A 26,066-nucleotide genomic window follows, 5' to 3' on the forward strand; every position below is an offset into this window, starting at 1 on the left:
ACCATGACAACGATTTTGATTGCCGACGATGAACCCAATATTCTGCTCTCGCTGGAATTCCTGATGAAGAAGGAAGGTCACCGCGTTTTCATTGCCCGCGATGGTCAGGAAGCCAAAGACCTGATTCAGCAGGAACAGCCAGATGTGTTGCTGCTCGATGTGATGATGCCCCGCATGAATGGCCTGGAACTATGCCGGTACGTTAGGACAGAACCAGCTTATAAGGCCATGAAAGTGATTTTCCTGAGTGCCAAAAGTAAAGAAGCCGACGTGCGCGCGGGCTATGAGGCCGGGGCCGATCTGTATCTGGCCAAACCTTTTTCAACCCGTGAACTGGTTCAGAAAATAAATGGTCTGATTGCAACGAATTGACACCAATCGTGGGTCTGCCTGGGCCAGTGTGGTTGATGGGGTTTTGGAGCAAGATGCCCACCTACATGTTCAGAGAATTAAACAACTACATCGCCCAATGCTCCCCACCGACTCGTATAGCCAGCAGCATCAACGCAGCCTTGCCGACCCCGCCGAATTCTGGCGCATGCAGGCGGCCCGTATTCCGTGGTACCGCATACCAGATCAGATTCTGACCACCGATGCCGACGGACTGACCCGCTGGTATGCCGATGGCGAACTGAACACCTGCTACGCGGCTGTAGATTACCACGTAGCGCATGGTCGCGCCAGCCAGCCAGCCCTTATCTACGACTCGCCTGTGACGGGTCAGGTACGTACCTACACATACCTGGAACTCCGCGATGAGGTGGCAAAGTTAGCCGGTTTGCTGCGCGGATTAGGTGTTGAAAAAGGAACTACCGTGGTCATCTACATGCCGATGGTGCCCGAGGCGGTTTTTGCCATGCTGGCCTGCGCTCGCCTTGGGGCGATCCATTCGGTAGTGTTTGGCGGATTTGCGCCGCCAGAACTTGCCGTTCGCATTGACGATGTGCGCCCGCATGTACTGCTTTCGGCCAGTTGCGGTATCGAGTTTGCAACCGTAGTTCCTTATAAACCATTACTTGATGCAGCGTTGGCGCTGGCCACGCACCAGCCCGCTCATTGCGTGGTGCTGCAACGACCCCAATGTCACGCTGAACTACATACGCACCGCGACCACGACTGGGCAACGCTGCTCGCCAACGCACAACCTGCGGAACCGGTGCTACTCATGGCAACCGACCCCCTTTATATTCTGTACACCTCAGGCACCACCGGCAAACCAAAAGGGATTGTTCGGGATAACGGCGGCCATGCCGTGGCGATGGCGTATAGTATGGAGGCCGTATACAGTGTAAAACCCGGCGATGTGTTCTGGGCAGCATCTGATCTGGGTTGGGCTGTGGGGCACAGTTACATTGTCTATGCGCCGCTTATTCACGGCTGCACAACCGTACTGTTTGAAGGGAAACCCGTACGTACGCCCGATGCAGGCACGTTTTGGCGAATAATTGACCAATACAAGGTCAACGTTTTTTTTACGGCACCAACGGCCTTCCGGGCGATCCGGAAAGAAGATTCCGAGGCAAGTCTGCGGCATCAATACGATCTGTCATCGCTACGAGCGCTGTTCGTTGCCGGAGAACGCTGCGATCCGCCCACACTCAACTGGTTGCAGGAAGCGCTGAACGTACCTGTGGTCGATCACTGGTGGCAGACCGAATCGGGCTGGGCCATGGTGGCGAATCAGCTTGGCATTGAGCCCATGCCGGTGAAAGCGGGATCGGCCACGAAACCCGTCTGTGGCTATGATCTTCAGATCCTGGATGACGATGGGCGGCAGCTAGGGCCGAATCAGGAAGGATATGTTTGCCTGAAACTACCATTACCCCCAAGTTGCTTGCCAACTCTCTGGAACGATACGCCCCGTTTTAAGGAATCGTATCTCAGCCGCTTCCCCGGTTATTACCTCACCGGCGACGGTGGGTACGTTGATGACGACGGCTACGTGTTCATTATGGGCCGCGTAGATGATGTAATTAACGTAGCGGGCCATCGGTTGTCGACCGGCGAAATGGAAGAGGTCGTGGGTTCGCACCCCGCCGTGGCCGAATGTGCCGTGGTGGGCATTGCCTGCAACCTCCGCGGGCAACGTCCCGTTGGGCTGGTTGTACTGAAAGATGGCCAAACCATTGACCCCACTCAGCTTGAACGCGAGTTGATAACACGTATTCGTGAGCATATCGGTGCCGTAGCCAGCTTTCGGAATGCCGTAGTTGTGAAGCGATTACCGAAAACGCGTTCCGGAAAAATTCTGCGCAAGACCATCCGTCAGCTAGCCGATGGCGAGTCGGTGGTTATTCCGCCAACTATAGATGACCCGGCCATTATGGACGAGATCAGCACCGTGTTGGCCAGTCATCAGATCGGTATCCGATTCGATAGCTAGGTACGTTGCCAGTGAGCAGAAACCGGTATTCATATCGTATATGACCGATAAAATGGTGCTTTCCGGCGGTGAAAGGGGTTTTTTGGGAAGAAACTTCCAGATCACGTACCCCGCTGATTGCCTGACGTTTGACCGGTTACCGTTACCTGGAATTTCTGTAGTAATGGCAGAATGTCAAGAATTGTCTATACTAAATAAGCAAGTTTGATAGGATCGATCAAACCTAAAGTCGGTCGATGCTAGTACTTTTAAACCCAGTAAATCATCCATTATCCATGCGTATCCAAACCTACGATCAATACCAGGCCGCTTACCAAAAAAGCGTTGAGGACCCCGAAGCCTTCTGGGCGGAAATTGCCCAGGAGTTTCAGTGGCGTAAGCCGTGGACCAAAACTCTGCAGTGGAATTTTGAGGAACCCAGCATCAAGTGGTTCGTTGGCGGTAAACTAAACATCACCGAAAATTGTCTGGATCGCCATCTGGCCACGCGCGGCGACCAGCCCGCCCTGATCTGGGAACCCAATGACCCTGCCGAAACCGGCGTGACGCTTACCTACCGCATGCTGCACGAGCAGGTATGCCGGATGGCCAACGTGTTGAAGCGCAATGGCGTAGTGAAAGGTGATCGGGTTTGTATCTATATGCCGATGGTGCCGGAACTGGCCATTGCCGTACTGGCCTGCGCCCGAATCGGTGCCATTCATTCAGTCGTCTTTGGTGGATTCTCCGCCCAGAGCATTGCCGACCGGATCAATGACGCCCAGTGCAAATTGATCATCACCGCCGACGGATCGTATCGGGGGAATAAAGAGATTTCGCTGAAAGGAACCGTGGATGACGCCCTGATCGGCTGCCCAACGGTCGAACGCGTGATCGTGATGACCCGCACCCGTACACCGGTTGCTATGCTGAAAGGCCGCGATGTATGGATGGAGCAGGAGCTAAAACACGTTACGTCTGATTGCCCCGCCGTGGAAATGGACGCCGAAGATATGCTGTTCATCCTGTATACGTCGGGCAGTACGGGCAAACCCAAGGGCGTGGTACACACCTGCGGCGGCTACATGGTCTATACGGCCTACACCTTCCAGAATGTGTTTCAGTACGAGGCTCCGGTTGGCGAGCGCGCTCCCGTTCATTTTTGTACGGCCGACATTGGCTGGATCACGGGCCACAGCTATATTGTGTACGGCCCGCTGGCCTGCGGGGCCACAACATTACTGTTTGAAGGCGTTCCGACCTGGCCCGACGCCGGCCGGATGTGGGATGTAGTTGATAAACACCAGGTTAACGTGTTGTACACCGCTCCAACGGCCATTCGGTCGCTGATGGGTTTTGGTCTCGATCCGGTGAAAGACAAGGATTTGAGCAGCCTGAAAGTGCTTGGATCTGTAGGTGAGCCCATCAACGAAGAAGCTTGGCATTGGTACGACGATAATATTGGCAAGAACCGCTGCCCAATTGTCGATACGTGGTGGCAGACCGAAACGGGTGGTATTCTGATATCTCCGCTGGCAGGTATCACCCACACGAAGCCGTCGTACGCCACTCTGCCATTGCCGGGTGTGCAGCCAATTCTGGTTGATGAGAACGGAAAAGAAATTGAGGGCAACGGAGTCAGTGGAAATCTCTGCATTAAGTTTCCGTGGCCGGGCATCATTCGAACCACCTATGGTGACCACGAACGTTGCCGGCAAACGTACTTCGCCACGTACCCAGGCCTTTATTTCACCGGCGACGGCTGCCTGCGCGACGAAGATGGGTATTATCGAATTACCGGACGAGTCGATGATGTGCTGAACGTCTCGGGCCACCGGATAGGAACGGCCGAAGTTGAAAACGCGATCAACATGCATACTGGTGTGGTTGAAAGCGCCGTGGTTGGGTATCCGCACGACATAAAAGGGCAGGGTATTTACGCTTACGTGATTGCCGATCAGTTCCCCGACGACCACGACGCCGACCTGACCAAGCGCGATATTCTGGCCACCGTCAGCCGCGTTATCGGCCCCATAGCCAAACCCGACAAAATCCAGTTTGTATCGGGGCTTCCCAAAACGCGTTCCGGTAAGATCATGCGTCGTATCCTGCGTAAAATTGCCGAAGGTGACACCGGTAACCTGGGCGATACCTCCACGCTACTCGATCCCGCAGTAGTGGATGAAATCAAGGCTGGCGCGTTATAAAGAATTACTCAGTCGGGAATAATCAGAATGCCGGGCAGTACTGTCCGGCATTCTGTGTTTTTAACCCCGTCAGCCAATGGGATAATTAACATGCATGACTGCTTTACCAGTAGAAACCAGGTGGAAACACTATTATTAGGCAAACCAGATTCGACCATGTTAAAGTATACTATCTGTGCGGCCTTTGTTGCTGTGTTTTGTTTAAGCAGTTTCCTGACCGAGCGAAAGCCTGTGGCTAAAACGGCCCGCGAAAACTACGAACAGTATTGCTCGTCGTGCCACGGTGAAAAAGTGGAAGCGTTCGTTGATCGTAACTGGAAGCACGGCAAGGCAAAGAGTGATCTGGTGAAAAGCATCACGGGCGGTTACCCCGATCTGGGTATGCCAACCTGGAGCCCGACCCTGAATGAGCAAGAAATCAGCGAAATGGCCGATCTGATTCTGGAAAGCCTGAAAAACGTTGACCAGTATAAATTCACCAGTAAACCTACGTCCAACGTATTCACGACGGAGGGAATGACCGTTAAACTGGATACCGTAGCCAGCGGACTGAAATCGCCCTGGGGACTGGCGTTTATGCCCGATGGTGGCATGATCATTACCGACCGGGCGGGCGATGTGTACCGGGTTGATAAGGCCAATCGGAAAACCAAACTGACCGGTGGACCTATGGTACTGGTTGAAGGTCAGGGCGGTTTGCTTGATGTGGAACTGCATCCCGATTTCGCTAAAAACCAGCTGGTATACATGTCATATTCGGCATTCAGGCAGGAGGGGAGCGATAAACTATCTACCACGGCCGTGATGCGGGCTAAACTAGTTGGCGATGCGCTGACCGATCAGAAAATTATCTTTGAAGCGCTGCCCTATTCAAAAACGCGTCACCACTATGGCTCGCGATTGAAATTCGATAAGCAGAATTTTCTGTATGTGAGCGTAGGCGATCGCGGCAACGAAAAAGAAAATCCACAATCGCTGGACCGGGGTCCCGGTAAGATACACCGTCTGCACGACGATGGGCGGATTCCTGCCGATAACCCGTTTCTCAATGAGAAAAAGGAACGTACCTCCGTTTATTCATATGGCCACCGAAATCCGCAGGGAATGGCCCTGAACCCGGCAACCGGGCAAATCTGGACGAACGAACATGGTCCACGAGGGGGTGATGAGGTAAACATCATTAAAAAAGCGGCTAATTATGGCTGGCCGGTTATCTGCTACGGCATCAACTACGATGGCAAACCGATTACGAACCTATCAGCTAAAGAAGGCATGGAACAACCACTCACGTATTGGCTCCCGTCCATTGCCCCCAGCGGAATGGCTTTTGTTGATGGCGCTAAATACCCCGGCTGGAAAAACAATCTGATGGTTGGGTCTCTACGCTTTCAATACCTGAATCGCTGTGTACTGGAGGGCAATAAGATCGTCAAGCAGGAGACTATCCTGAAGAATATCGGTCGACTCAGGAACGTAGATATGGGGCCGGATGGGTATCTGTATGTCTCGGTTGAAGACCCTGGGTACGTATTCCGGCTGTTGCCGGTGAATCAGTAAGGAGAAAGGCCGGGCTAGATGCCCGGCCTTTTTTTTGGTTACCGAAACTGACCGTACAACCAATTTCAGTGGCCACTTATCCCTTTAACTGCTGCAACCCTGGAGCCCTTTTTCTTATCTTTGAATCAAAGCTCCGCGCTCATGACTCCGACCGAAACCACGCTTCCCATCCACGACACGCAGGCAATAGCGCCGTTTGATGAGGCTGCCGAGAAAAAGGCCAAAAAAGAGAAGAAGAAAAAGAAAAAAGCCAGCAAAGGCGTAGAAACCATGTTTCGCACCACGTTGGCCAACCACCTGCGGCTGAGCGAAATGGCCGATCGGAAAGCGAACCTGATGATTTCGATCAATGCTATCCTGATCTCGATCACGATGTCGTCGTTCCTGAAGCCAGTAACCGGCATGGAACGGCTGCTGATTCCTGAAATTCTGCTGCTGCTCGTTTCGCTTATTACGGTAGTGATATCAATTTTCGCCACTAAGCCCACATTTTCGCTCAAGCAGAAAATGGCCCCGGATGGGGCCGACGACCCCGCCAGCAAACGCCCGATTGATCTGCTGTTTTTCGGCGACTACACCCAGCTAACGGCTGCTGAGTATCGTAAGCAGTTACGTGATCTGATCGACGATGACAAACGGCTCTACAATAGTCTGATCGATAATATATATGCGCAGGGGCGGGTGCTTATCAAGAAATACCGGCTGCTCACGATCGCTTACAGCTTTTTCATGATCGGCTTTTCGGTGGTGGTGGTTTGCTGCGTAATCGTGTTGTTGCTCAATCGTTAATTACCCAGGCCTTTTATCTGCACACCACGGCCGTTAGGGTCCTGAAAAACGGTTCGCGCCTTTTGGGGGTCATTAATCAAGGCAAAGAAATCGTCGAGGTAGGCGAGCGTTTGTTTAACGTACCCACGTTCCACCCGCTTTTCGTTTGTGTAAATCGCGTAAATCTGTGGCTTTAATGTATTGAACCGGGCTATTACTTGCCTTAGCACAGATTGAGGGTAGATAGGCCCACGGTAGAGCCGCTCCTGTACGGATGAAATATTGAGCTGTTCAGCAGGTTTGGCATAAGGCGCCGCCACAATTCCCGAGTGGTCAAAATCATACGGAATTGGTAGCGGCCGGGCTTTGGTTGAATCGGTAACCAGGCGAACGTTATGCTGATAAACCACCGACCAATCCGTATTGCCGATCATGTACTCAAAAATAGCCATGGTAGCCGTTGCGAGTGTATCGCAGTTCTCGGCGCGATACCTGCTTTTGTACACCTTCGATCGGTTTCGTCTAGCCACGTCGCTGTCATCTTCCAGCAAAATGCCCCATCTGGAATAAATCGCCTGTTTTTTCGCCGAATCGGCGTAGGTGACCTGCGCCAGACGGGCCTTGAAACTCAGATCGGTGAACAGATTATACAGTTTGTAGACCAGATACTCATTCACAACGTAGGCTTCGTTGTTGCAGTGGGTCACGAGTTTCAGCGCCGATTGTTTCGCAAAAGGTGTGCCTTTGGCCGGCTGCTTGGGAACGGTCAGGTATAGAGGCGGGAATGTACAGTTGGCAGAGCTACGTCTGAAATGTCCACGTACCTGAAGGTTGATCGGTAATTGCACGGTGCCGCCTGAATCAGCCGCTACAGTCAGCATCGCGGGATGTTTTAGTCCCTTTTCGTCTGCTTTCGGCGGAATCCTGTCACGAAGTATCGGTTGCATGCGGGCCGTAATAGTCAGCGATAACACATCATCGGTCGTGAAAAGTGGTTTCACCTCCGGTGCTTTTTTAGTCTTTAGCTTTTTCTGCTTGGTTGAGGCTAGTGAGTCAGTCTGGCCAGCTGCATTCAGTGAAGCGAACGTGAGAACAAGTAATATCGGGTAGCTTATCAGGGATAGAATTGATTTCATGGTGAGGGTCGTTGTTACTTGAAGCTGCTGAACAGAATACCGCCGGTATCTCCGTTGAAGAAGTTATTTCTGACGGCAGCAGGGTCATTGATAACGGCATAGAAGGCGTCAAGGAAACGCAGGGTCTGCTTCACATACGACCGATTAAGGCGCTTATCGGTCTCGTAGAGTGCGTAAAACTTGGGTTTCAACGTGTTGAATTCCGTAAAGACCTGCTTTAGTAGCCAACCCGGATACAAGGGGCCGCGGTATTGGCGCTCGGGAACGCCCGTTGTGTTATCCGGTTCGAGCGCGTGGGCATACGGAGCATCAACCAGCGCTGCATGATCGAAATCGTAGGGAATTACCATCGGCTTTCTATTCTCTGGTTTAGTGACCAGCCGAACATTGTGCCGATACATAACAGACCAGTCAATATTACCGATCATGTATTCGAACACTGCCAGCCGAGCCATCGAAAGCGAATCAGCCGCAATGGCTTCAACTCCTTTTTTTAGCTCGGTTGCCCCGTTTCGTTTGGCCATGTCGTCTTCGTCTTCAATCAAAAAACCCCAGCGGGTTTCTGTTTGCCGCTTTCGCAACGAATCCACATAGCTAACGCGAGCCAGACGGGCACGAAAACTAAGGTCGGTGACCTGGTTGTAGAGCTTGTAGATAATGTACTCGCGAACTACGTAATCTTCTGCCTGACAATGGGTTACGAGTTTTAACTTGTTCTGTTTAGCAAAGAGGGTGCCCTTTGTTTTTTTCTTGGGGAAATCAAGATACAGGGGTGGGAAGTCACAGTTATTGGCATTCCGGCGAAAATTGCCGCGGACAAGCAGGGTAAGTGGCAGGCTTACCATTTCGGCTTTCGCCAACTCTGTATACGTCAACAGGGCTGCATGCTTGATGGACAAGGAGTCGTCTTTAGGTTTAGTACGGTCGCGAACAATGTTCTGCATTCGGGCCGTGAGCGTGAACGTAAGCGGATCCTCGCGCAGGAAGAGGTCTGTTGTTTTGTTTTTGGTAGCGGGAGCAAAGGACGTACCTGAGTTAATTGCTTTATGCTGGCCAGTACTGTCTGTTTGAGCTATGCTGGCACCAGGCAAGGTCAGCAGACTCAAAAAAAGCGGAAGGAAAAAAAGTGCAGTCAGTTTCATCGCTGCTCAATTTACAGAACAAGCCGTTTAGGTGGGCATGTGGCTGCCAAAGGATTTTTGCGGGCAGAACCGTAGAGATGGGAAACGGGAGGGCTAAGAGATGCTGACGCCCCAACGCTGTACTGTTGTATGATCATTTATTCAGAAAACAGGGCCAGTATTTGGCCCTGTTTAACGGAAAAAGTCACGCTGGGCGTGCCCGAAGAACTGGGTGGTTGGAGCAGGAAAGCTCGACAACAAACTAATGGAGCTCATCCTGAGCAGTGGCAGCGCTGGGCTGCTCATACGGGAAAACGTACTGGTAATCAAAGTCCCCGGTATGATCTGTGAAGGAGGCTTGTACCTGTTGGTACACGACACAAATCCCGGAGTAAATTCGTTTTAGTCACTCAAAAATTCAGGCGGTAAGTGTATTGTTCGCGTATCTTGTCACGGGTACGCTTTAATCGCATTTTAACGGCACTGTCTTTTAAATTGTACCGCCGGGCGATCTCCTTTATATCGAGATCATGTTCATACTTCAATTCAAGCAACTTAACTTCTTCATTGGAAATCGTTTGAATGGCGAGGGTCAGCGTTTGTAATTGTTCTTCGTGCTGCTCAGTGTCTGACTCGTCGGCTATCATATGGGCCAGCTCTTCGTCAATGGTCACTGTCGTCATTCGATTACCCTGTCTTATCTGATCCATACAGTAGTTGTATGATATAGAGTAGAGCCAGGTCGAAAAGGTGGATCGTTCTTTAAAATTATTGAGGTTAGTGTGAACTCGAAGAAAAATATCGTGCGTGTAATCTTCAGCTTTTGCGCTGCACTTGGTTAGCGAGTAACATCGTCGGAAGACTTTACCGGCGTACCGTTGGTAGAGCATTTCAAAATACATGTTCTTGTGTGTCGACAGATACATGCGTATCAAATCTTCATCTTTTGTCACTGAGGCTGTCATCATCACATACAAGACTTGATTAGTTTGGTGAAAGTACGAAGTAAACTATAGGCCACATATAGAGAAAGTGTTTTAAAGGAATTATGCGTAAACGGGACTAATATAAATTAAAAGGCAATACTGTTGGCATGTGTATATGTTCTAAAGTTTGTACTAAAATGGGGCAAAATCAAACTTTAGATTTACCTAATCATTATTTAAGCCTTAATTCATGCCTTTTAGTTGGTGAACGACCATAATTCTATACAACATGCACGGCATTCAATGAAAAAAATAGGTGTAACCGGAGGGATAGGATCTGGAAAAAGCGTGGTTTGCCAGGTATTTAAATTATTGGGCATTCCGGTTTACGTAGCCGATGAGCGCGCCAAATGGCTTACGCAACATGATCCCGTTCTGCGGGCGGATATCAGTCGGCTGCTGGGGGCTCAGGCCTATGATCAACTTGGAAACTATAACCGTGCCTTTGTGGCCGCTCAGGTTTTTGGCAATCCGGATAAGCTATTGGCGCTTAATGCGCTCGTTCATCCGCGTGTTGCTACTGACACAGCTACTTGGGTACGTCAGCAAACGAGTCCGTACGTGCTGAAAGAAGCTGCGCTAATGCGGGCGGCTGGTGATCAGAATGACCTTGATGCGGTAATTGTTGTCACGGCTCCACTGGCATTGCGCGTTCAGCGAATTCGGCTACGCGATCCGCAACGGAGCGAGGCAGAAATAAGAGCGATCATTGATCGGCAAATCAGCGATGACACCAGACTTCAACTGGCCGATTATGTCCTTACGAATGACGATTCAGCATTGCTCATACCACAAATTTTACGCCTGGATGAACTATTCCGTCAGTGATGCTGCGCAGGATCCGCTATTTCATTGCACCTAGTTTTTCGAGGTCAACGTCATCCAGAACAGATTTGATTTTGGCCATCTCCACGCCTCTCCCTTTCACGGTTATGATGTAGCGATTTTTGACAAGTACGGCTACTTCTCCTGATTTATTGGCGTTGTCGTATTTTTCAAACGCTTTGTTATCGCCAATTTTTGTTGTTTTCTCATACCCGGATTCTGTCTCTTTGTCCATCTCAATCATCGACCAGGCAGCCATGCCCATCATCGCCCCAGAACCACCCGTATCAACAATTGCCAAGTCAATATTTTGTGAATTATCCTCATTTTCGTACTCACCTGTTGCGGTTGAGAAAGTAAATCCGCCCATCCCATTTTTCTCTCCATTAGCGCTTTTGCGGGTCAGACCGGCAGCATCGGCAGGTAGCATGTCTTTCAGTTTTCGAAAATCAACTGTTTCAACAGGCCCGTTCTGCTGCGTCTCTTCGGCTTGTTTGGCCATCTCCTGAACGGCATTCAGCGTGCCGCCCAGCGAAGCAGAAGCGCTGTCATCTTCTTTCGTTTCGTTGCTGCTTCCACAACCGGAACAGCCTAGTATATAGCAAAGCACCATCAAACTGGCAAAGCGGGGTGTAATGGATTGGCGAGACATGGCCTGATTGGTTTAGATAGTCAGTAAATCAGTTAGTTGGCCAATGTACGGGGTCGGATCCGATTTCGGGTGCAGGTTTTGAGTAAGCGTACTTTGTGCCTGATTTTGAGGCTGATACTCAGGCCGACGCGAGCCGTTGGCTCAGAGATGGCTCGCTCACCAATGCATTGGCTAACCAAATCAGTCACTGGGCCGTTTCTGTAAATATGTCTTCATCGGTCAGCTCTGTCTAGGCCGAAAGGCATTAAAAAACGACGGATTGCCCATGCCTGGGCGATGCATACTGAGATGACGTTATGAATGAGACTACCATAAAAACAGCGGCCCGCCTTTTACTAGGAGGTGCGTTAGTAGTTGCCGGAGCAAGCCATCTAACCGTTGCCAGAAAGGCATTCAGAGCCCAGGTTCCGGATTGGGTTCCTCTGAAGAAAGATGATACCGTTGTGTATTCAGGTCTGGCCGAAATTGCCCTGGGCACTAGCCTGGTGCTGGCAAATGACGAACATAAAGAGGCTGTTGGTAAACTAGCCGCCACGTTCTTTACGGCCGTTTTTCCCGGTAATATTTCCCAGTACGTGAATAAACGAAGCGCTTTTGGGCTAACTACCGACACGAAACGTTTGGTACGGTTGTTTTTCCAGCCGGTACTTGTCTACTGGGCATTGAAGAGCACCGATAACGTGTAACCCACCGTACCTGAATCGGTTTGCGGTGAAAGGGTGCTGGGTCAATGCGCCTAGTCCGATTTGGATTCGATGATTGCTCTGATCGCCCGTTGCTTGTCTAGGGGCAATTCGGTAAAATTGGTAAGCGTCATCAGGTCTTTCAACGCTTGTAATTCAGCTTCCAGTGCATAGGCGTCGGCAGTTAGATACACCCGATAGGCTGGCTGGTGGCCCCGGTTATCATGCCGTAGGCTGTTTGAATCAAACCGACACTGTTCTCCGTTAATGTCAACAGTCATGTATTTCTGGCTGACAGAGGCAACCTGCGCTGTAAAAAGGGCTTTGTTCCAGTGTCGGATATTGCCGATGTAGCGGACGTATACAGTATCTCCTTTCTTCAGTGATGTCGGCATGCTAGGTATTGTTCGTTCTGCAATTATCTAACGTATTATTCACCAGGCTCGTTGGTAGTCAGCTTACTCAACAGGTTCAGGCAAGGATCTCCGTTCAATTGAGCGAAGTGCGTAGACGTTGCATTGTGGGGAGCATAAAAAAACGGACCAGCAGCGTGTTGGTCCGTTTTCTAGGTACGTTCTCTGAGCTACGTTAAGCTACCGGTGGCAGTACGGCACGGCGGCTTTTAATGACGAAGTATATCCCTACCAAAACGGCCGGAATACTGAGAATCTGCCCCATGTTGAGCGGTAATGTGTTTTCGAAGGCAACCTGATTCTCTTTCAGGTACTCGTAGAAGAACCGCAGACCGAATACCCAGATCAGGAAAATGCCGAGGAAAAGGCCGCGCGGCGTGTTTTCTTTCATGCGATTCCATAGGGCAAACAGAATGAAAAACAGCGTCAGGCACGACAATGATTCGTAGAGTTGGGCCGGATGACGGGGCACACCGACTGGGTATTCATTGTTGTACTTGAAAATAAATCCCCAGGGCATTGTGGTGGGCAGACCAACAATTTCGTGGTTCATCAGATTACCCATACGGATGCAGGCACCAGCCAGAGCAACCACGATCACAATGCGATCGGTTGTCCAGAGAAACGTTTGTCCGGTGAGACGACTTGATTTGCGACGCGAGTACAGCCAAAGGGCTGTCAGGATACCGATGGTGGCGCCGTGGCTGGCCAGCCCGCGGTAGGGCGGCATAATGACTTCCAGTGGGTTACGAAACAGAACTTCGGGTTCGTAGAATAGGTAGTGACCAATGCGGGCACCCAATACGGTAGAAACGACCATGAAGATCAGCAGGGCATCCAGATCTTCCTGAGGCTTGCGCTCTTTCCGGAAGATGTGGGTCATGATTTGCATACCGATCAGAAAACCGGCGGCGAAAAGAAGGCCGTACCAGCGAATTTCAAAAGGGCCGAAGTTGATGCCAAAAAGCGTAAACGCGTCGACGGCGAAGAGAACCGGATCGGCGTCCCAGAGGATATAAGAAAGCATTCGTATGAGAAGTGAGGAATCTAACAGGCTTTTTATTGTTATTGGCAAAGATAGACAGATTTCAATCCCTGATGCGGTTCGCTGCAACTGGTCACTTGTGCTGCCGGGTGCAATTTGCTACTTCTATGAAATATCTACTTATTGGTCTGGTACGGTTTTATCAGGGGGCTATTTCGCCTTTTTTTCCGAATGCCTGCCGTCATACGCCTACCTGTTCGCAGTATATGGTAGAAGCAATCCAAAAGCACGGAGCGATGCGCGGAGGCTGGCTGGGCCTGAAACGGATTGGCCGGTGTCATCCCTGGGGTACCCACGGCTATGATCCGGTTCCATAACCTCAACGTCTTCGGCACATTCCGGACGAGAAAGTGACGAATGAGACCCAGCAAAGATGCGGCGGCGGTCTGTTATAAACCAGAGTTCAGTACAATTAAGCATATGTTGAATATTACACCTGACAATAAACTCACCCGCCTGTTTGTCGTAGGAGATCGGGTTTTGATTAAGCCTAAATCGGCGAATGAACGTACTTCAACCGGGCTGTATCTGCCTCCCACCGTTCAGGAAAAGGAACAGGTTCAGTCTGGGTACGTTGTGAAGGTTGGCCCTGGTTACCCGATACCGACATCGAGCGACGATGAACCCTGGAAAGAAACCGAAGAACGGGTGAAATACATGCCTTTACAGGCGCAGGAGGGCGATTTGGCCATTTACCTGCAACGCAATGCCATTGAACTCGACTATGAAGGCACAACCTACGTGATCGTGCCGCAATCGTCAATCCTGCTACTCGAACGCTCAGAAAGTTTGTTCGATTAGCTCGTCAAGTACCAGAAAATAATCGTTATGATGAACTCGTCAATCCTGCTGATCAGCCTGCTCGGTGGGCTATTAAGTATAACAGCCCCCGGCGTAGCTCAGTCGCTCGAGTCAACAGTAGCCGCAAAGAAATGGCAGCGTCGTGTGCTGCTCATCTATGCGCGGGATGCCCAACATGCAGACCTGGCGGCTCAGAAACGCTTTCTGGCTGACCACAAAGCGGGATTGGCCGAGCGCGACTTTGACCAGCTTGTTGTGCTCGACGGTGATCTTTCAGACAGGGATTGGTCGTATCTGCGTGGTGGCGACCGGAAACTGGCACAGGGAGCTTCGTTTATGCTGTTTCTGATTGGTAAAGATGGTGGCGTAAAAGAGCGTTTCCCGGCTCCTGTTGCTGCCTCTGTGCTTTTCCGAACAGTAGATACCATGCCGATGCGCCAAAGCGAGATGCGGAAAAAGAACTGACCAGCCTATAAACTTAACAATTGACGGACAGCATCGGCGTAGGTGCTGCCAGTGATGATTTTCGTAGCTTTTTTATCCGTTAAGGTAAGCACGAACTTCCCGTCGAACTGCTTTTGGCACTCCCTGATTCGGTGGCTGTTCACGACGGCAGATCGACTTACCCGCACAAACGTATCGGGCAGGCGTTCGCTGAGGTTGGTCAGCGTGTATGATGTCAGGTATTTCTGGCCATCGGTTGTGGCTACGAAAACGTATTTCTCTTCGGCCTCGAAAAAGGCAATGTCGGTTAGGGGCAGAAGAATGATTTTTTCGCCGGTTTTCACCGATATTGAATATAGCTCTTTCTTGGGTTTCATCTGCTCCAGCAACCGTATCAGGTTATCCGTATATGGGTTCGCTGCATTTGGTAGCTGGCCAGCCGGTCGGTTCCCTACGAGGCCATGCAGTTTAGAGATTGATCGGTCGAGGCGCTCGGTTTCGATTGGTTTTAACAGGTAATCGACGGAATTTTCTTCGAAGGCCCGAATGGCGTACTGGTCGTAGGCAGTAGCGAAGATAACGAGCGGCATGTAGGAGAGTCGGGCCAGTAGCTCAAAGCCAGTTAGCAGCGGCATCTCGATGTCCAGAAAAATAAGGTCCGGTCGTTCTGTCTCCACCAGTGCGAGGCCTTCGGCTCCATTTCGTGCTTCGCCAATGATCGTAACTGTCTCTGCACGAGGAGCCAGTAGCCTGCGTAATCGGCTGATGGCCAGTGGCTCGTCGTCGATCAGGATCGTAGTCAGTGGGAAATTCATGCGATTTTAAGTTTGATGACAACCTGTTTGATTGGTTCGTTTTGAAGGCTTACAGCTGCTGCTTCCCCATATAACAGCCGTAATTTATCCTGAATGCTGCGCAGCCCGTAGCCGGCGCCCATGGTTTCAGGAAAAGCCGGGCCATTGTCGTGCACACAAAGTGTTAACCAGCCGTTGCGTTCGGTTATGTCAATGTTGATCAGGCCACCATCTGCCCGTTTAGCTACACCATGTTTAATGGCATTCTCAACCACGGGTTGCAAGAGAAACTGTGGAATCTGCGCCTGACTGATGGCTTCACTGATTGACGAAATGGTAAACGTTAAGCGATCACCAAACCGGACGGCTTCAACCTTCAGGTACGTCTGCACCATGTCCAGTTCCTCGGCAAGGCTACTAAAATGAGAGCCGTCACGCCCTGTTGTGTAGCGAAACAGCTTCGACAGGTGGAGTGTCATAGACTCGGCTTTGTCGGGATCTTCATGCACCAGACTGGCAATGCTATTCAGGGAATTGTAGAGAAAATGCGGATTGATCTTTGCCTGAAGTGCATCCAACTCAGCCCGTGTCTTCAGCTTTTCCATCGTCAGAAGTTGAAATTCCTGCTCAGATAGCTTTCGTGTCACCTGCCTCCCCTGGTTCAGCAGATACAATACGCAGTTGGCAACGAGAACATAAGAGATTGTGTAGATCCAACCCGGGGCATTATCATCACTATAATCGGGTCGTTGCCGAAGTTCAGTGACGGCGGCGTAGCCCAACCAGAAAAAACATAGCACGCTCACGGTTGTACAGGTGAGAACCGTTAAGGCAGATACCAGTGCATGTTTTGCCCAGAGTTTCCAACTCGTCTGGTCGAGCCAGCGATCAATAGTCCAGACCAGCAGAAACGTAGTTGCTCCGATCAGTATGTTTTGGGCAATCAGGAAGCGATACAGGGCGGCCATGACCTGATCTTTCGTGATCACGATCTGACCTGTAAAGTAGATGATGCTGCTGAACCCGTAAACGACCAGCGCACCCAGGATCATCCCGGTCAGCAGGCCCCAGCCCGGCTGTTTGAGCAGTGTTGCCAGCGTGATGGGTTCCGACCGGGCCGATAAAGGATCACGCTTTGCCGAGATTGACGAAAAATTCATCTTTGCTCCGGTCAGATTCGCACCGTCAATAGCAACGCCAGAGAGGTCGCTGAAACGTAGATCGGCGTTGCTCAGATCGGTGTTCGTAAAGTTCACGCCGGTGAGTGACGCAAAGCTGAGATCAGCTCCCTTCAGGATGGCCCCCTCAAAATTCGCCCTCGATAGGTCTGAGAAACTGAAATCAGCCCCGGTCAGGTCTAGGCCGCTAAAATCAAATTGGCCCAGATCCTGACCTTTCATTTTCAGGCCACTAACGCCGGTAGTACGCTGTATAAGTTGTTCGCGGGTCATAGTCGGTAACTGATTACCAATACGTACCTGAACTAAGGCCGCCTATGCTCGGGCGTATCGGTTGTTAAAATTACAGGTACGATCAGTCTCTTAACCATCAGTTTCCGACGAACTAGCCCTTTTTCGTGATGAACGCCAGCCATTCCCACTAAAAACATGCAGTTTCCATTGACCAGTCTGCTTGTAGGACTGCGTTAAACTAAATTAAATGGCTGGTAACCTACATGTTAGTGTGCTTGAGCTTCTTTAAATTGCCCCTGCCTATACAACGGCTACAAAAGTCACCCTGTCTATACCTGATGCGACGCCTGTATACGCTTGATTACGAGCTATTTGTAAAACTGGTTATTGGCTTTATGCTCGCGACCGTGATCGGTACGTTATTGCACGAAGCAGGGCACTGGTCAGTGATCAGTGCCCTGGGTGGCGAGGCCTCAATTCGGTACGGCTACACACGCATCGAAAAACAACCTGGTTACTGGCGCGAGACAAATGATACGCTGGCGGTATTGAAGAGGAAGTATGGTCATCAGCCAGTTATCGCCCACGATTCCCCCGAAAAGCAGTATCAGGAGTTGTTGAATAAACGGCGAAAGCTGATCGCCTTTCTCATTTCGCTTGGAGGCCCGGCCCAGACAATGCTGACAGGCTCGTTCGGCCTGCTGCTGCTCATGAAAAATCGCCGTTGGTGGATTGGCAAAACAAAGCTGACTCTGTCCGTATGGTTAGCTATTTTTACGGCGCTCTTTTGGCTACGGCAACCCGGAAACTTAGCGATGAGCCTCTTAGGAACTATTCGACGGGGTCACTTATCGGAAGGGGCGGATGATGAATCTAAACTATCACTCGCCCTACATCTCTGGCAGCCTACAATACTGATCGTAACGGGTCTGACGGGCTTAAGTGTCCTTGCCTACATCATTGTCGTTATTGTTCCGGCTAATCAGCGGGTTACGTTCTTGTTGGCCGGGTTAGTGGGCGGAATAGCAGGTTTTTGGTTTTGGTTAGTATGGGCCGGACCTGTATGGATGCCCTAGAATATGTACCGGATCGTACACCAGGGAATTTCTTCATGCACCATCCGCTCGAAAATCTCAATCATTTTGCCTTTGAGTTGGTGGTCATACCGGATATTCCAGCCACCAAACTGACTGCGCTTGTTTTCCTGCAAAGTGGGCGTCCAAAGCAGCTCTTCCGCTTTGGGGTTGATGGCCAGGTTGGTCTGATGCTGAGACTGGTTATGGGTCAGAAAGATAACTTCGCTTTTTAGCTGAGCTTTCACGTCAGGCCGCAGGGCAGCGTCGAGTTGGCGGAACAATTCCCGATAGTCATCGCGCCATTGCTGCTTCCCGTAAACGATCACGGGCGAAAAGTTGACATGTACTTCATAACCGGCATCGTAGAACTCATTAATCGCAGCTATCCGCTTCTCAATGCTGTCTGTCCGCACATCCACCAGTTTACTGATGTGAGCGGGCATGAGGCTCATGCGGATACGAATTTTCTGGTTGGGATTAAAAGCCAGCAAGTCCCGATTAACAAATTTGGTCGCGAACGTAGCTTTGGCCCGAGGGTGGTCACGGAAGAAGTCGAACACTTGCCGAACACCGTTGGTCAAGCTGTAATCGATAGAGATATCAGAGTTGCAGCCAATATCGTAGGTCCAGAACGTGGAATCGGTCTGGTTGGCCGGTTTAGGCCAGGCCAGGCTGTTTACGTGCGAATCAACTGTAGTCAAAATCTCGTCGACGTTTGTGAACAGCGTGATCGGATTGACTGGCTTGTGCCGGTCAACGTAGCAGTAGGCGCAACCGGCATAGCAGCCATTGGCCAGACTTGGTGCAATATAGTCTGAACTGCGGCCACTCCATTTGCAGGCCTGCGTCTTCAGTTTACCTAAAACCAGAACGTCTGATTTGACTTTGTAATGGGCTAATCCGAGATCTGGCAAGCGATTGTGCTGAGCGATTTGCAGTGCTTCTGCATTGGGATACTGAGCCAGAATTGCCTCTCCCTGTTCATTCATTGCATCGGCCGTGTAGAGAACAATAGAAGGCGTGAAGTCAGGCATAGTTGGTTGTTGAGTTGGTTATTGTAACAACGTGCCTGCTCACCGAAATGTTCCTGCTTATTTTTGTGTAAATACTTGTAAATCAATTGGTTGTGATATTGTTTTGGCACTGTTATTATGGGTAGTCCGGTCTGTTTATCGGTGGCCGCTGGTAGCACCTGTTGCCGAATATAAAGCCCGTTAAGCAACTTACTGCCCCTCACCAACGTACCTGCGAATACGGTGAAACCGTTATCCATAGTAGCGGGTTTTGTTTGTCAAACCCACCCAATCACTGTACTTTTGAGAATTTACGAGGATACAACCGGAGCGCACTAATTATGACACCAGCCGCCCATGAGTCATCGACCGAGCGGTCGCTGAACTTTATCGAGCAAATTATTGAGGAAGATATATCGGCAGGTTTGCACGATGGTCGCGTGTTGACACGGTTTCCACCCGAGCCAAACGGTTACCTGCACTTGGGCCACGCCAAATCGATCTGTTTGAACTTTGGCCTTGCCCAACGCTACGGCGGACAAACCAATCTGCGTTTTGATGATACCAATCCCGTTACCGAAGACACCGAATATGTGGATTCGATCAAGGCCGATGTGCGCTGGCTCGGCTTTGAATGGGCTGAAGAGCGTTACGCGTCGGACTACTTTGAGCAGCTCTATAACTTCGCTGAAACCCTGATTCAGAAGGGGCTGGCTTATGTAGACGAATCGACTGCCCAGGAAATAGCCGCCATGAAAGGGTCGCCAACGGTACCGGGGCAAAACAGCCCATACCGCGATCGAAGCGTTGAGGAGAACCTTTCGCTTTTCCGGCAAATGCGCGCAGGTACGTTCCCGGATGGCGCTAAGGTGCTACGCGCTAAAATCGACATGGCCTCGCCAAACATGCACTTCCGGGACCCGATCATTTACCGGATCAAGCACGCGCATCACCACCGCACGGGCGATACCTGGTGTATCTACCCGATGTATGATTTTGCGCACGGACAGTCGGACGCCATCGAGCAGATCACGCATTCGGTCTGTACCCTGGAGTTCATTCCACACCGCCCGTTGTATGAATGGTTTATTGAGCAACTAGCCATTTTCCCGTCAAAACAGTACGAGTTTGCGCGCCTGAATCTGACCTATACGGTGATGAGCAAGCGCAAGCTGAAGAAACTGGTTGAAGGCGGATTCGTGACTGGCTGGGACGACCCCAGAATGCCCACGCTGGCCGGAATTCGGCGCCGGGGCTATACAGCCGATAGCCTGCGCGAGTTTTGCGAGCGTATCGGGGTGGCCAAACGTGATAACCTGATCGATGTGGGTCTGCTGGAGTTCTGCATTCGCGAAGAACTGAATCGTACTACTGACCGGGTGATGGCTGTAGTGGATGATAAACCTATTAAGCTGGTTCTGACCAATTATCCGGAAGGTAAAGAAGAGACGCTGCACATCGAAAATAACCCGGAAGACGAAACGGCGGGTACGCGCGAGGTGCCATTCGGCCGGAAGGTATACGTTGAGCGTGACGACTTTATGGAGGTGCCTTCTAAAAAATATTTCCGGCTGGCTCCCGGTAAGATGGTCCGGCTCAAGGGCGCTTATATCGTACAGTGCGACGAGGTTATTAAAGACGAAACCGGCGAAGTAACAGAACTGCATTGCACGTACATTCCTGAAAGTAAAAGTGGGCAGGATACGTCGGGGCTAAACGTGAAGGGAACCATACACTGGGTGTCGGTAGCGCATGCTGTTCCAGCCGAGGTACGTCTGTATGACCGGTTGTTTGCGGTTGAAAATCCGGCCGTTGAAGAAAAAGAAATGGAGTCGGATGACGATAATGCATTTTTGTCGTTGCTGAATCCAACCTCACTGGTAACGGTGAAAGCGCTGGTCGAGCCAAATCTGGCCGATCGGGCTGTCGGAAGCCGGGTGCAGTTCATGCGGAAAGGGTACTTCACCGTTGATGCCGATTCAACCCCCGGCCACCTGGTTTTCAACCGGACTGTAACGCTTAAAGATGCCTGGGCGAAGGAGGTGAAAAAAGCATAGGCCAACCGCCCGCAAGTTAGTTTGTTGTATAAAAGCGCTGTAGGAATCATTTGTTGATGATTCCTACAGCGCTTTTATTTAGCCGTTCAACGGAAGAACTCTGCCCGTTCATCATTTTTTGCATACTGGTATACCCGTAGTTATTCATTTTTGTATCTTCCTGACGGTTAAACTATTGCCATCGATCGACGTCTTACCGATGAACCAATCAGCTGAGCTATGAACCGAATTGTTTACTTTTCATTCCGAGTGTTGTCTGTGCCCGTTTTGGCCGGTTTACTAAGTGGGTGCGCACCGACTCAATACATTCAGTTACAGCCTGTTTCGGGGCCCGTCTCGTCTGTTGGTGGCCGGTTAGTCACCAAAGCTGATGCCGACAGTGTTGAGGTGGTGGCTTCGTATGAGCGAGAAGACATGGAATATATTGCGCTGGATGTGGAGATCAAAAACCGCACATCAGCGCCACTGCTGATTGATCCAGCTACGTTTCAAGTGGAGTTACTGGATAGAAACCGCAAACCGTTGAACCTGCAGGGAGACGTTAGTTTTGCCCAGGCAGCTGACCCTGAGTATGAAGCCGGCCGGACGGAGTTCAGGATCAGGAAAGAAGAGCGTCGGCTAAAAACAGCTAAAATCCTGAATACTGTGCTCCTTGTGGCTGTGGTGGCCAGTGACATCACAACGTCGACCTCACGCAGCACAAACCGCGACTACAGTAGCTGGGCTAGCAACCGGATTTCGCACGACGTGGCGTACAATCTTATTCAAGCCAAACGTGTAATTGATCGGGGCGTCTTTGCTGACCGTATGCAACGATACCAGTTTGAAGGGTATCGATGGCAGGAACTGGCCATGAAACGGGCGCAGGTTAAGCCTGGAGAGTCGGTTCGTGGGTTTGTTTATCTTCCAAAAGTGAAGAAAGCAGCTTTTCTGAATGTACGTTATCCAACAGCCTCAGGTACGTCCATACAGCTTCTTTTTGAACAGACGCTGTCGAAATTCAAGCCGAGACAATAGACGAGATTGCGTTGAACGCACACGTGCCGCTGTTAGTGGTCTGTTCTTTCACTAACAGCGGCACGTGTGCGTTCAACGCAATCAGTATCCTCCGTTATATTTCCGGAGTGCCCATTCTGTGCCGGCGAGGGCCAGAATCAGGAAAAAGAGCCACCGCCAGTTGATCAGTTCATTCAATGACTCCGTGCTGCTCAGACGGGCAGGATTTTCACGCTTGGTCAGGTCATTCACCAGGCTGGCTGCACTGGCACCATTGCGGAATGTACCACCTGTTTGTGTTGCCAGTTGCCGTAACAGCCCGTGATCAGCCGTTGTATTCAGCGCTTCCAACTGCACATCTTTCACAATAAACTGACCGGATGACTGCTCGGTCCGGTTATTCATGGTGGCTGTTGCTTTATACCGGTACACGCCGTCGGGCAGGCGGCTTACATCAAATCGGCTGTTCGCCTCCGTTGGGGTATATGTAAAGGTGCGGGTTACATCACGTTCGTCAACAACGTCGAGCTTGATAGGCAGGTCATAAAGACGTTCGTAAATGTCGTTGTACAACTCTGTTTCAAAGGATACGGTTTCGCCCGCAACAAACTCATTTCGAATCGGGTATACCCGCAATTTGCGACGGTCTTCTTTCACCGAAATCAGTTGAAGTACTTTCTGAATCAATTCATCAACCACCTCCTGTTTGTCGGTGAGGGCGTACTCTTCCAGCCGCCACTGCCAGATACCTTCACCAAGCAACACCGCCGACTTACGGCTTCCGGTAGTATTCAGGGCCAGCATTGGCTTGGTGGTCTTCACCGTACCGATCTGCTGCCAGAGCACGGTTTCACTTCCGGGCAAGAGTTTGTATTCGCCATAGGGCGACGTCAGCGGCGGGAGTTTCTCGAGGAGGTCGAGCTTGGCGGGGTCTAGGTTTAGCTGTTTGAAACCGCTGTTAAAATAAGCCGTCGTTTTATCGACCTGATTAGGCGGCCCCAACACACTGATTACGGGGTTGATCGGGTTCAGCGCTGCCGTAGATGACTGAGCGCCAACAACAAACAGGGTAGGGGTATTCTGCGCCATGAGTTTGGCCACTGCTGCGTTGCCCAGATTGCTCAGATCGGGAAGCTGGTGAAGAATCAGCAGATCGTACGTCTTATCGATCGGTATGCTCGTTCCTTCGGCTGTCGTCAGCGTGCGAACATCTACTTCGTAATTTTGATTTTTCTCCAGAATAGCCCGAAGTGCTTTCAGGTCGGGGTGGGGAGCCAGTCCCAGCAATAGTACTTTCTCGCGCCCGTCTATCACTTCAATGTAAACATCTTGCCGGTTATTCGCCGTGCTGAATTCGCCGCCTTGAGGCAGTACCTCGACCGTAAGTCGCTGAACGCCTTTTTGGGTAGCCGATGTTTGAAAACTTACCTGAGCAAACGTTTCTTTTCGATCAAAACGAACCGTTTGCCGCGCCACCTCGCGCGAGCCCTGCCGGAGAACTACCGTTGCACTACGCCCCTGGAACCCATTGCTGACAATCTCGGCCTGAACCGGAAATGCATTGTTCAGGTACGCTACCCGGTTGGCAATAACTCCCTTTAAGGAAACGTCTTTTTTCGGAATCGTATCGCCTAGGCCAACCGTATGCACCGCAAACGGGTAGGAAGAAAACGTAGGAGAGAGTCCCTGATTGGTAATGCCATCGGATACGAGAATGACATCCGTTAAATGGCGTCCCTCATAATCCGATCGAATGCCAGCCAGCATCGACGACAGATCGGTTGTACGCTGCCGGAATGAAAGTTGAGTCAGATCGTTGGTTGCTGCCGTATCGGAAAGCGTACGTACGGCAACTTCGTAGCCCTTGTCGGTCAGTTGCTGACGAAGGGTATTCAGGAATGACAACGTCTGATTCAACGCCGGCCGTCCAGCTGCTGCCACAGACTCCGAATTGTCGATCGCCAAAACCACTTTCGGTGGCTCTGTACGGTTTTGCAGGCTGCGAATTAGCGGATTGAGCAACAGGAATGACACCAGGCTAACAACCACAAGCCGTAACAGGGCCAGTCCCCAGTTTAAACTGCGTCCCCAGCCGCCCGGAATCGAGTTACCCGGAAGCGGCTGATACATCGCCGCCGCGTATAGGGCACCAGCCAGCAAACAAACCGCTACCCACCAGGGAGAACTTTGAAAAATTAGAGACATAGAAAAGAGTCGTGAGTCAGAAGTAGTCGGTTGTCTGAAAAGTCAGTGTAGCGTTACTCGCATGGCAATGCAAGATACGTCAGCAACAATCCTACCGACTTTCAGCGCATACGACTATAACTGACTCGAGGCTGGTTTATGTCAACATCCCGCCGTCGACCTGCAGTACCTGACCCGTAATATAGCGGGAAAGATCAGACGCAAGGAACAGGCAGGCATCGGCAACTTCGTCTGGCTGTCCGCCCCGTTTAAGCGGAATTGACTGTTTCCACTCTTCGATAGCTTTTTCATTGAGTTCGCCCGTCATCTCTGTTTCAATGAAGCCGGGGGCAATCGCGTTTGAGCGGATATTGCGTGAACCCAGTTCAAGCGCTACCGATTTGGTGAAACCGATAATACCCGCCTTTGAAGCGGCATAGTTTGCCTGTCCAGCATTTCCGCGAAGCCCAACTACCGACGTCAGATTGATAATTGACCCTGATTTTGCCTTCATCATGGGCTTAATGGCCGCTTTAGTCAGATTGAAAACCGATTTCAGGTTAATCGTGATGACTGTGTCCCATTGTTCTTCGGTCATCCGCATGAGCAGACCATCGCGGGTAATGCCTGCGTTATTGATGAGAATATCGAGACGACCAAAATCGGCCAGAACCTGCGTAACCAGTTCTTCCGCTGCTTTGTGGTCAGATGCATCCGAGCGATACCCTTTGGCAGTGATACCAAACTGGGCTAATTCAGCTTCGAGGGCCTCTCCTTTTTCGACGCTTGACAAATAGGTGAAAGCTACATTAGCTCCTTCCTGCGCAAATCGAAGGGCAATAGCCCGACCGATTCCACGAGATGCGCCCGTAACAAGGGCGACTTTTCCAGTTACTAAATTCATGCAGGTATAAAAATTGAAACACGATGCTAAAAGTACACCATTGACGGATAAATTTAGCCTGCATGTGTGCTGTCTGTTATTTACGTTTCGTACCGGCTATTGAGCCAACCCGTTTGATTGTGGTGCCACTCTGAATAGTTTCCGCTACTGTGACCATCGTAAATTCATTCGCAGTGGTGAATTCGCCGTTGCCCGTGTAGGGCGCATCAAATGACTTGTTCAGCGCGTAAATCGTCTCCGTTTTTTTGTTGGTAATCGTAAACTTGTTGCCATTGAGCTGAGCAATAAGCTGTTCTTTAACCGTGCTGTTAAAGACAAAGTCCAGGATCACCTCATTCTCCAGCGTCGATTTGGAAACAGTCAGTATGGCGGTGCCAGGCTCCGGATTTCCTTCCAGGGTGGCAACCGTTGTGCGGGCCTGATACCCCAGATCATACGTACCTACCATCCGTTCGCGGGGATCAACGGGAACAATTACATCGGTGCCGCCAGATTTTTTGCAGGACGTGAAGCCTATCACTAGGCAAAACACAATAATAACGTACTTCATAAACAGGGATGTATAAAGGATACAGTAGAAAGGCGTTGATAACAAGTGAGCTCGAACAGGTAGTGAATCAAACGAACAGT

25 protein-coding genes are annotated in these 26,066 nt (G+C 50.8%); 13 read left to right on the forward strand and 12 right to left on the reverse strand.

Translation table 11 applies throughout. The features are described 5' to 3' along the window. The first annotated feature begins 3 nt into the window (after positions 1-3). The 5 genes from J2I46_RS01200 (at position 4) to J2I46_RS01220 (ending at position 6,915) form a co-directional block, all read left to right on the forward strand. Entirely contained in the window at positions 4-372 is a 369-nt protein-coding gene (locus J2I46_RS01200) for a response regulator transcription factor (RefSeq protein ID WP_207327099.1), read from the forward strand. Between the two features lie 97 nt (positions 373-469). Further along, positions 470-2,383, forward strand: coding sequence for an AMP-binding protein (locus J2I46_RS01205; RefSeq protein ID WP_207327100.1), 1,914 nt, complete (start codon positions 470-472; stop codon positions 2,381-2,383). A gap of 275 nt (positions 2,384-2,658) precedes the next feature. Next, positions 2,659-4,569: an acetate--CoA ligase gene (gene acs, locus J2I46_RS01210; RefSeq protein ID WP_207327101.1), complete on the forward strand. Its 1,911-nt coding sequence runs from the start codon at positions 2,659-2,661 to the stop codon at positions 4,567-4,569. 156 nt (positions 4,570-4,725) lie between these two features. After that, on the forward strand, positions 4,726-6,126 hold the full coding sequence (locus J2I46_RS01215) for a PQQ-dependent sugar dehydrogenase (protein ID WP_207327102.1): 1,401 nt from the start codon (positions 4,726-4,728) through the stop codon (positions 6,124-6,126). 141 nt (positions 6,127-6,267) lie between these two features. After that, the gene (locus tag J2I46_RS01220; RefSeq protein WP_207327103.1) at positions 6,268-6,915 is read left to right on the forward strand and encodes a Pycsar system effector family protein; all 648 of its coding nucleotides are present in this window, start codon (positions 6,268-6,270) and stop codon (positions 6,913-6,915) included. Here the strand turns inward: J2I46_RS01220 and J2I46_RS01225 are convergent. The 3 genes from J2I46_RS01225 to J2I46_RS01235 form a co-directional block, all read right to left on the reverse strand. After that, positions 6,912-8,030 (reverse strand): hypothetical protein, encoded by a 1,119-nt coding sequence (locus tag J2I46_RS01225; protein WP_207327104.1) that lies wholly within the window; start codon positions 8,028-8,030, stop codon positions 6,912-6,914. The genes J2I46_RS01220 and J2I46_RS01225 overlap by 4 nt on opposite strands. 14 nt (positions 8,031-8,044) lie before the next feature. Continuing rightward, the gene (locus J2I46_RS01230; protein WP_207327105.1) at positions 8,045-9,172 is read right to left on the reverse strand and encodes a hypothetical protein; all 1,128 of its coding nucleotides are present in this window, start codon (positions 9,170-9,172) and stop codon (positions 8,045-8,047) included. 389 nt (positions 9,173-9,561) lie between these two features. Then, complete coding sequence (locus J2I46_RS01235) at positions 9,562-10,119, reverse strand: RNA polymerase sigma factor (protein ID WP_310588973.1); 558 nt, start codon at positions 10,117-10,119, stop codon at positions 9,562-9,564. 261 nt (positions 10,120-10,380) lie between these two features. Between J2I46_RS01235 and coaE the strand changes: the two genes are divergently transcribed. Beyond that, complete coding sequence (gene coaE / locus J2I46_RS01240) at positions 10,381-10,965, forward strand: dephospho-CoA kinase (RefSeq protein ID WP_207327106.1); 585 nt, start codon at positions 10,381-10,383, stop codon at positions 10,963-10,965. A gap of 16 nt (positions 10,966-10,981) precedes the next feature. Here coaE and J2I46_RS01245 read toward each other — a convergent pair whose 3' ends face one another. Further along, positions 10,982-11,614 (reverse strand): transposase, encoded by a 633-nt coding sequence (locus tag J2I46_RS01245; RefSeq protein WP_229379437.1) that lies wholly within the window; start codon positions 11,612-11,614, stop codon positions 10,982-10,984. Between the two features lie 296 nt (positions 11,615-11,910). On the opposite strand from J2I46_RS01245, the gene J2I46_RS01250 reads away from it, so the two are divergent. Then, on the forward strand, positions 11,911-12,300 hold the full coding sequence (locus J2I46_RS01250) for a DoxX family protein (protein WP_207327107.1): 390 nt from the start codon (positions 11,911-11,913) through the stop codon (positions 12,298-12,300). Positions 12,301-12,350: 50 nt separating this feature from the next. On the opposite strand, the gene J2I46_RS01255 is transcribed toward J2I46_RS01250, so the two are convergent. After that, complete coding sequence (locus J2I46_RS01255; protein WP_207327108.1) at positions 12,351-12,692, reverse strand: beta barrel domain-containing protein; 342 nt, start codon at positions 12,690-12,692, stop codon at positions 12,351-12,353. Between the two features lie 193 nt (positions 12,693-12,885). After that, the gene (lgt, locus tag J2I46_RS01260) at positions 12,886-13,737 is read right to left on the reverse strand and encodes a prolipoprotein diacylglyceryl transferase (protein ID WP_207327109.1); all 852 of its coding nucleotides are present in this window, start codon (positions 13,735-13,737) and stop codon (positions 12,886-12,888) included. A 125-nt stretch (positions 13,738-13,862) separates the two neighbouring features. On the opposite strand from lgt, the gene yidD reads away from it, so the two are divergent. The 3 genes from yidD (at position 13,863) to J2I46_RS01275 (ending at position 15,021) form a co-directional block, all read left to right on the forward strand. Next, the gene (gene yidD / locus J2I46_RS01265) at positions 13,863-14,072 is read left to right on the forward strand and encodes a membrane protein insertion efficiency factor YidD (RefSeq protein WP_207327110.1); all 210 of its coding nucleotides are present in this window, start codon (positions 13,863-13,865) and stop codon (positions 14,070-14,072) included. Between the two features lie 103 nt (positions 14,073-14,175). After that, a complete protein-coding gene (locus tag J2I46_RS01270; protein ID WP_207327111.1) occupies positions 14,176-14,556 on the forward strand; it encodes a co-chaperone GroES in 381 nt (126 codons plus the stop codon). A gap of 27 nt (positions 14,557-14,583) precedes the next feature. Next, positions 14,584-15,021, forward strand: a complete 438-nt coding sequence (locus J2I46_RS01275; RefSeq protein ID WP_207327112.1) for a DUF4174 domain-containing protein — start codon at positions 14,584-14,586, stop codon at positions 15,019-15,021. 5 nt (positions 15,022-15,026) lie between these two features. Here the strand turns inward: J2I46_RS01275 and J2I46_RS01280 are convergent, their stop codons facing one another. Together J2I46_RS01280 and J2I46_RS01285 are read right to left on the reverse strand one after the other, a co-directional pair. Further along, on the reverse strand, positions 15,027-15,815 hold the full coding sequence (locus J2I46_RS01280) for a LytR/AlgR family response regulator transcription factor (RefSeq protein ID WP_207327113.1): 789 nt from the start codon (positions 15,813-15,815) through the stop codon (positions 15,027-15,029). Further along, positions 15,812-17,245 (reverse strand): pentapeptide repeat-containing protein, encoded by a 1,434-nt coding sequence (locus J2I46_RS01285; RefSeq protein WP_207327114.1) that lies wholly within the window; start codon positions 17,243-17,245, stop codon positions 15,812-15,814. Before J2I46_RS01285 ends, J2I46_RS01280 begins: the two co-directional genes overlap by 4 nt. A 299-nt stretch (positions 17,246-17,544) precedes the next feature. Here J2I46_RS01285 and J2I46_RS01290 point away from each other — a divergent pair, with 299 nt between their 5' ends. After that, complete coding sequence (locus tag J2I46_RS01290) at positions 17,545-18,282, forward strand: hypothetical protein (protein WP_207327115.1); 738 nt, start codon at positions 17,545-17,547, stop codon at positions 18,280-18,282. Here the strand turns inward: J2I46_RS01290 and J2I46_RS01295 are convergent. Beyond that, complete coding sequence (locus tag J2I46_RS01295) at positions 18,279-19,316, reverse strand: spore photoproduct lyase family protein (protein WP_207327116.1); 1,038 nt, start codon at positions 19,314-19,316, stop codon at positions 18,279-18,281. The two genes, J2I46_RS01290 and J2I46_RS01295, sit on opposite strands and share 4 nt — an antisense overlap. Before the next feature lie 320 nt (positions 19,317-19,636). Between J2I46_RS01295 and J2I46_RS01300 the strand changes: the two genes are divergently transcribed. Both J2I46_RS01300 and J2I46_RS01305 read left to right on the forward strand, forming a co-directional pair. Next, positions 19,637-21,352: a glutamine--tRNA ligase/YqeY domain fusion protein gene (locus tag J2I46_RS01300; protein WP_207327117.1), complete on the forward strand. Its 1,716-nt coding sequence runs from the start codon at positions 19,637-19,639 to the stop codon at positions 21,350-21,352. Between the two features lie 219 nt (positions 21,353-21,571). Continuing rightward, the gene (locus J2I46_RS01305; protein WP_207327118.1) at positions 21,572-22,369 is read left to right on the forward strand and encodes a TolC family protein; all 798 of its coding nucleotides are present in this window, start codon (positions 21,572-21,574) and stop codon (positions 22,367-22,369) included. 81 nt (positions 22,370-22,450) lie between these two features. On the opposite strand, the gene J2I46_RS01310 is transcribed toward J2I46_RS01305, so the two are convergent. The 3 genes from J2I46_RS01310 to J2I46_RS01320 form a co-directional block, all read right to left on the reverse strand. Next, entirely contained in the window at positions 22,451-24,553 is a 2,103-nt protein-coding gene (locus J2I46_RS01310) for a vWA domain-containing protein (RefSeq protein WP_207327119.1), read from the reverse strand. A 136-nt stretch (positions 24,554-24,689) separates the two neighbouring features. Then, positions 24,690-25,436 carry a 3-oxoacyl-[acyl-carrier-protein] reductase gene (gene fabG / locus J2I46_RS01315; protein ID WP_207327120.1) on the reverse strand — a complete coding sequence of 249 codons (747 nt, stop codon included), beginning with the start codon at positions 25,434-25,436 and terminating at the stop codon, positions 24,690-24,692. Between the two features lie 76 nt (positions 25,437-25,512). Then, a complete protein-coding gene (locus J2I46_RS01320; protein WP_207327121.1) occupies positions 25,513-25,986 on the reverse strand; it encodes a hypothetical protein in 474 nt (157 codons plus the stop codon). Positions 25,987-26,066: the final 80 nt, after the last annotated feature.

The sequence above is a fragment of the Fibrella forsythiae genome (genome assembly GCF_017353175.1).
Taxonomy (GTDB): Bacteria; Bacteroidota; Bacteroidia; order Cytophagales; family Spirosomataceae; genus Fibrella; species Fibrella forsythiae.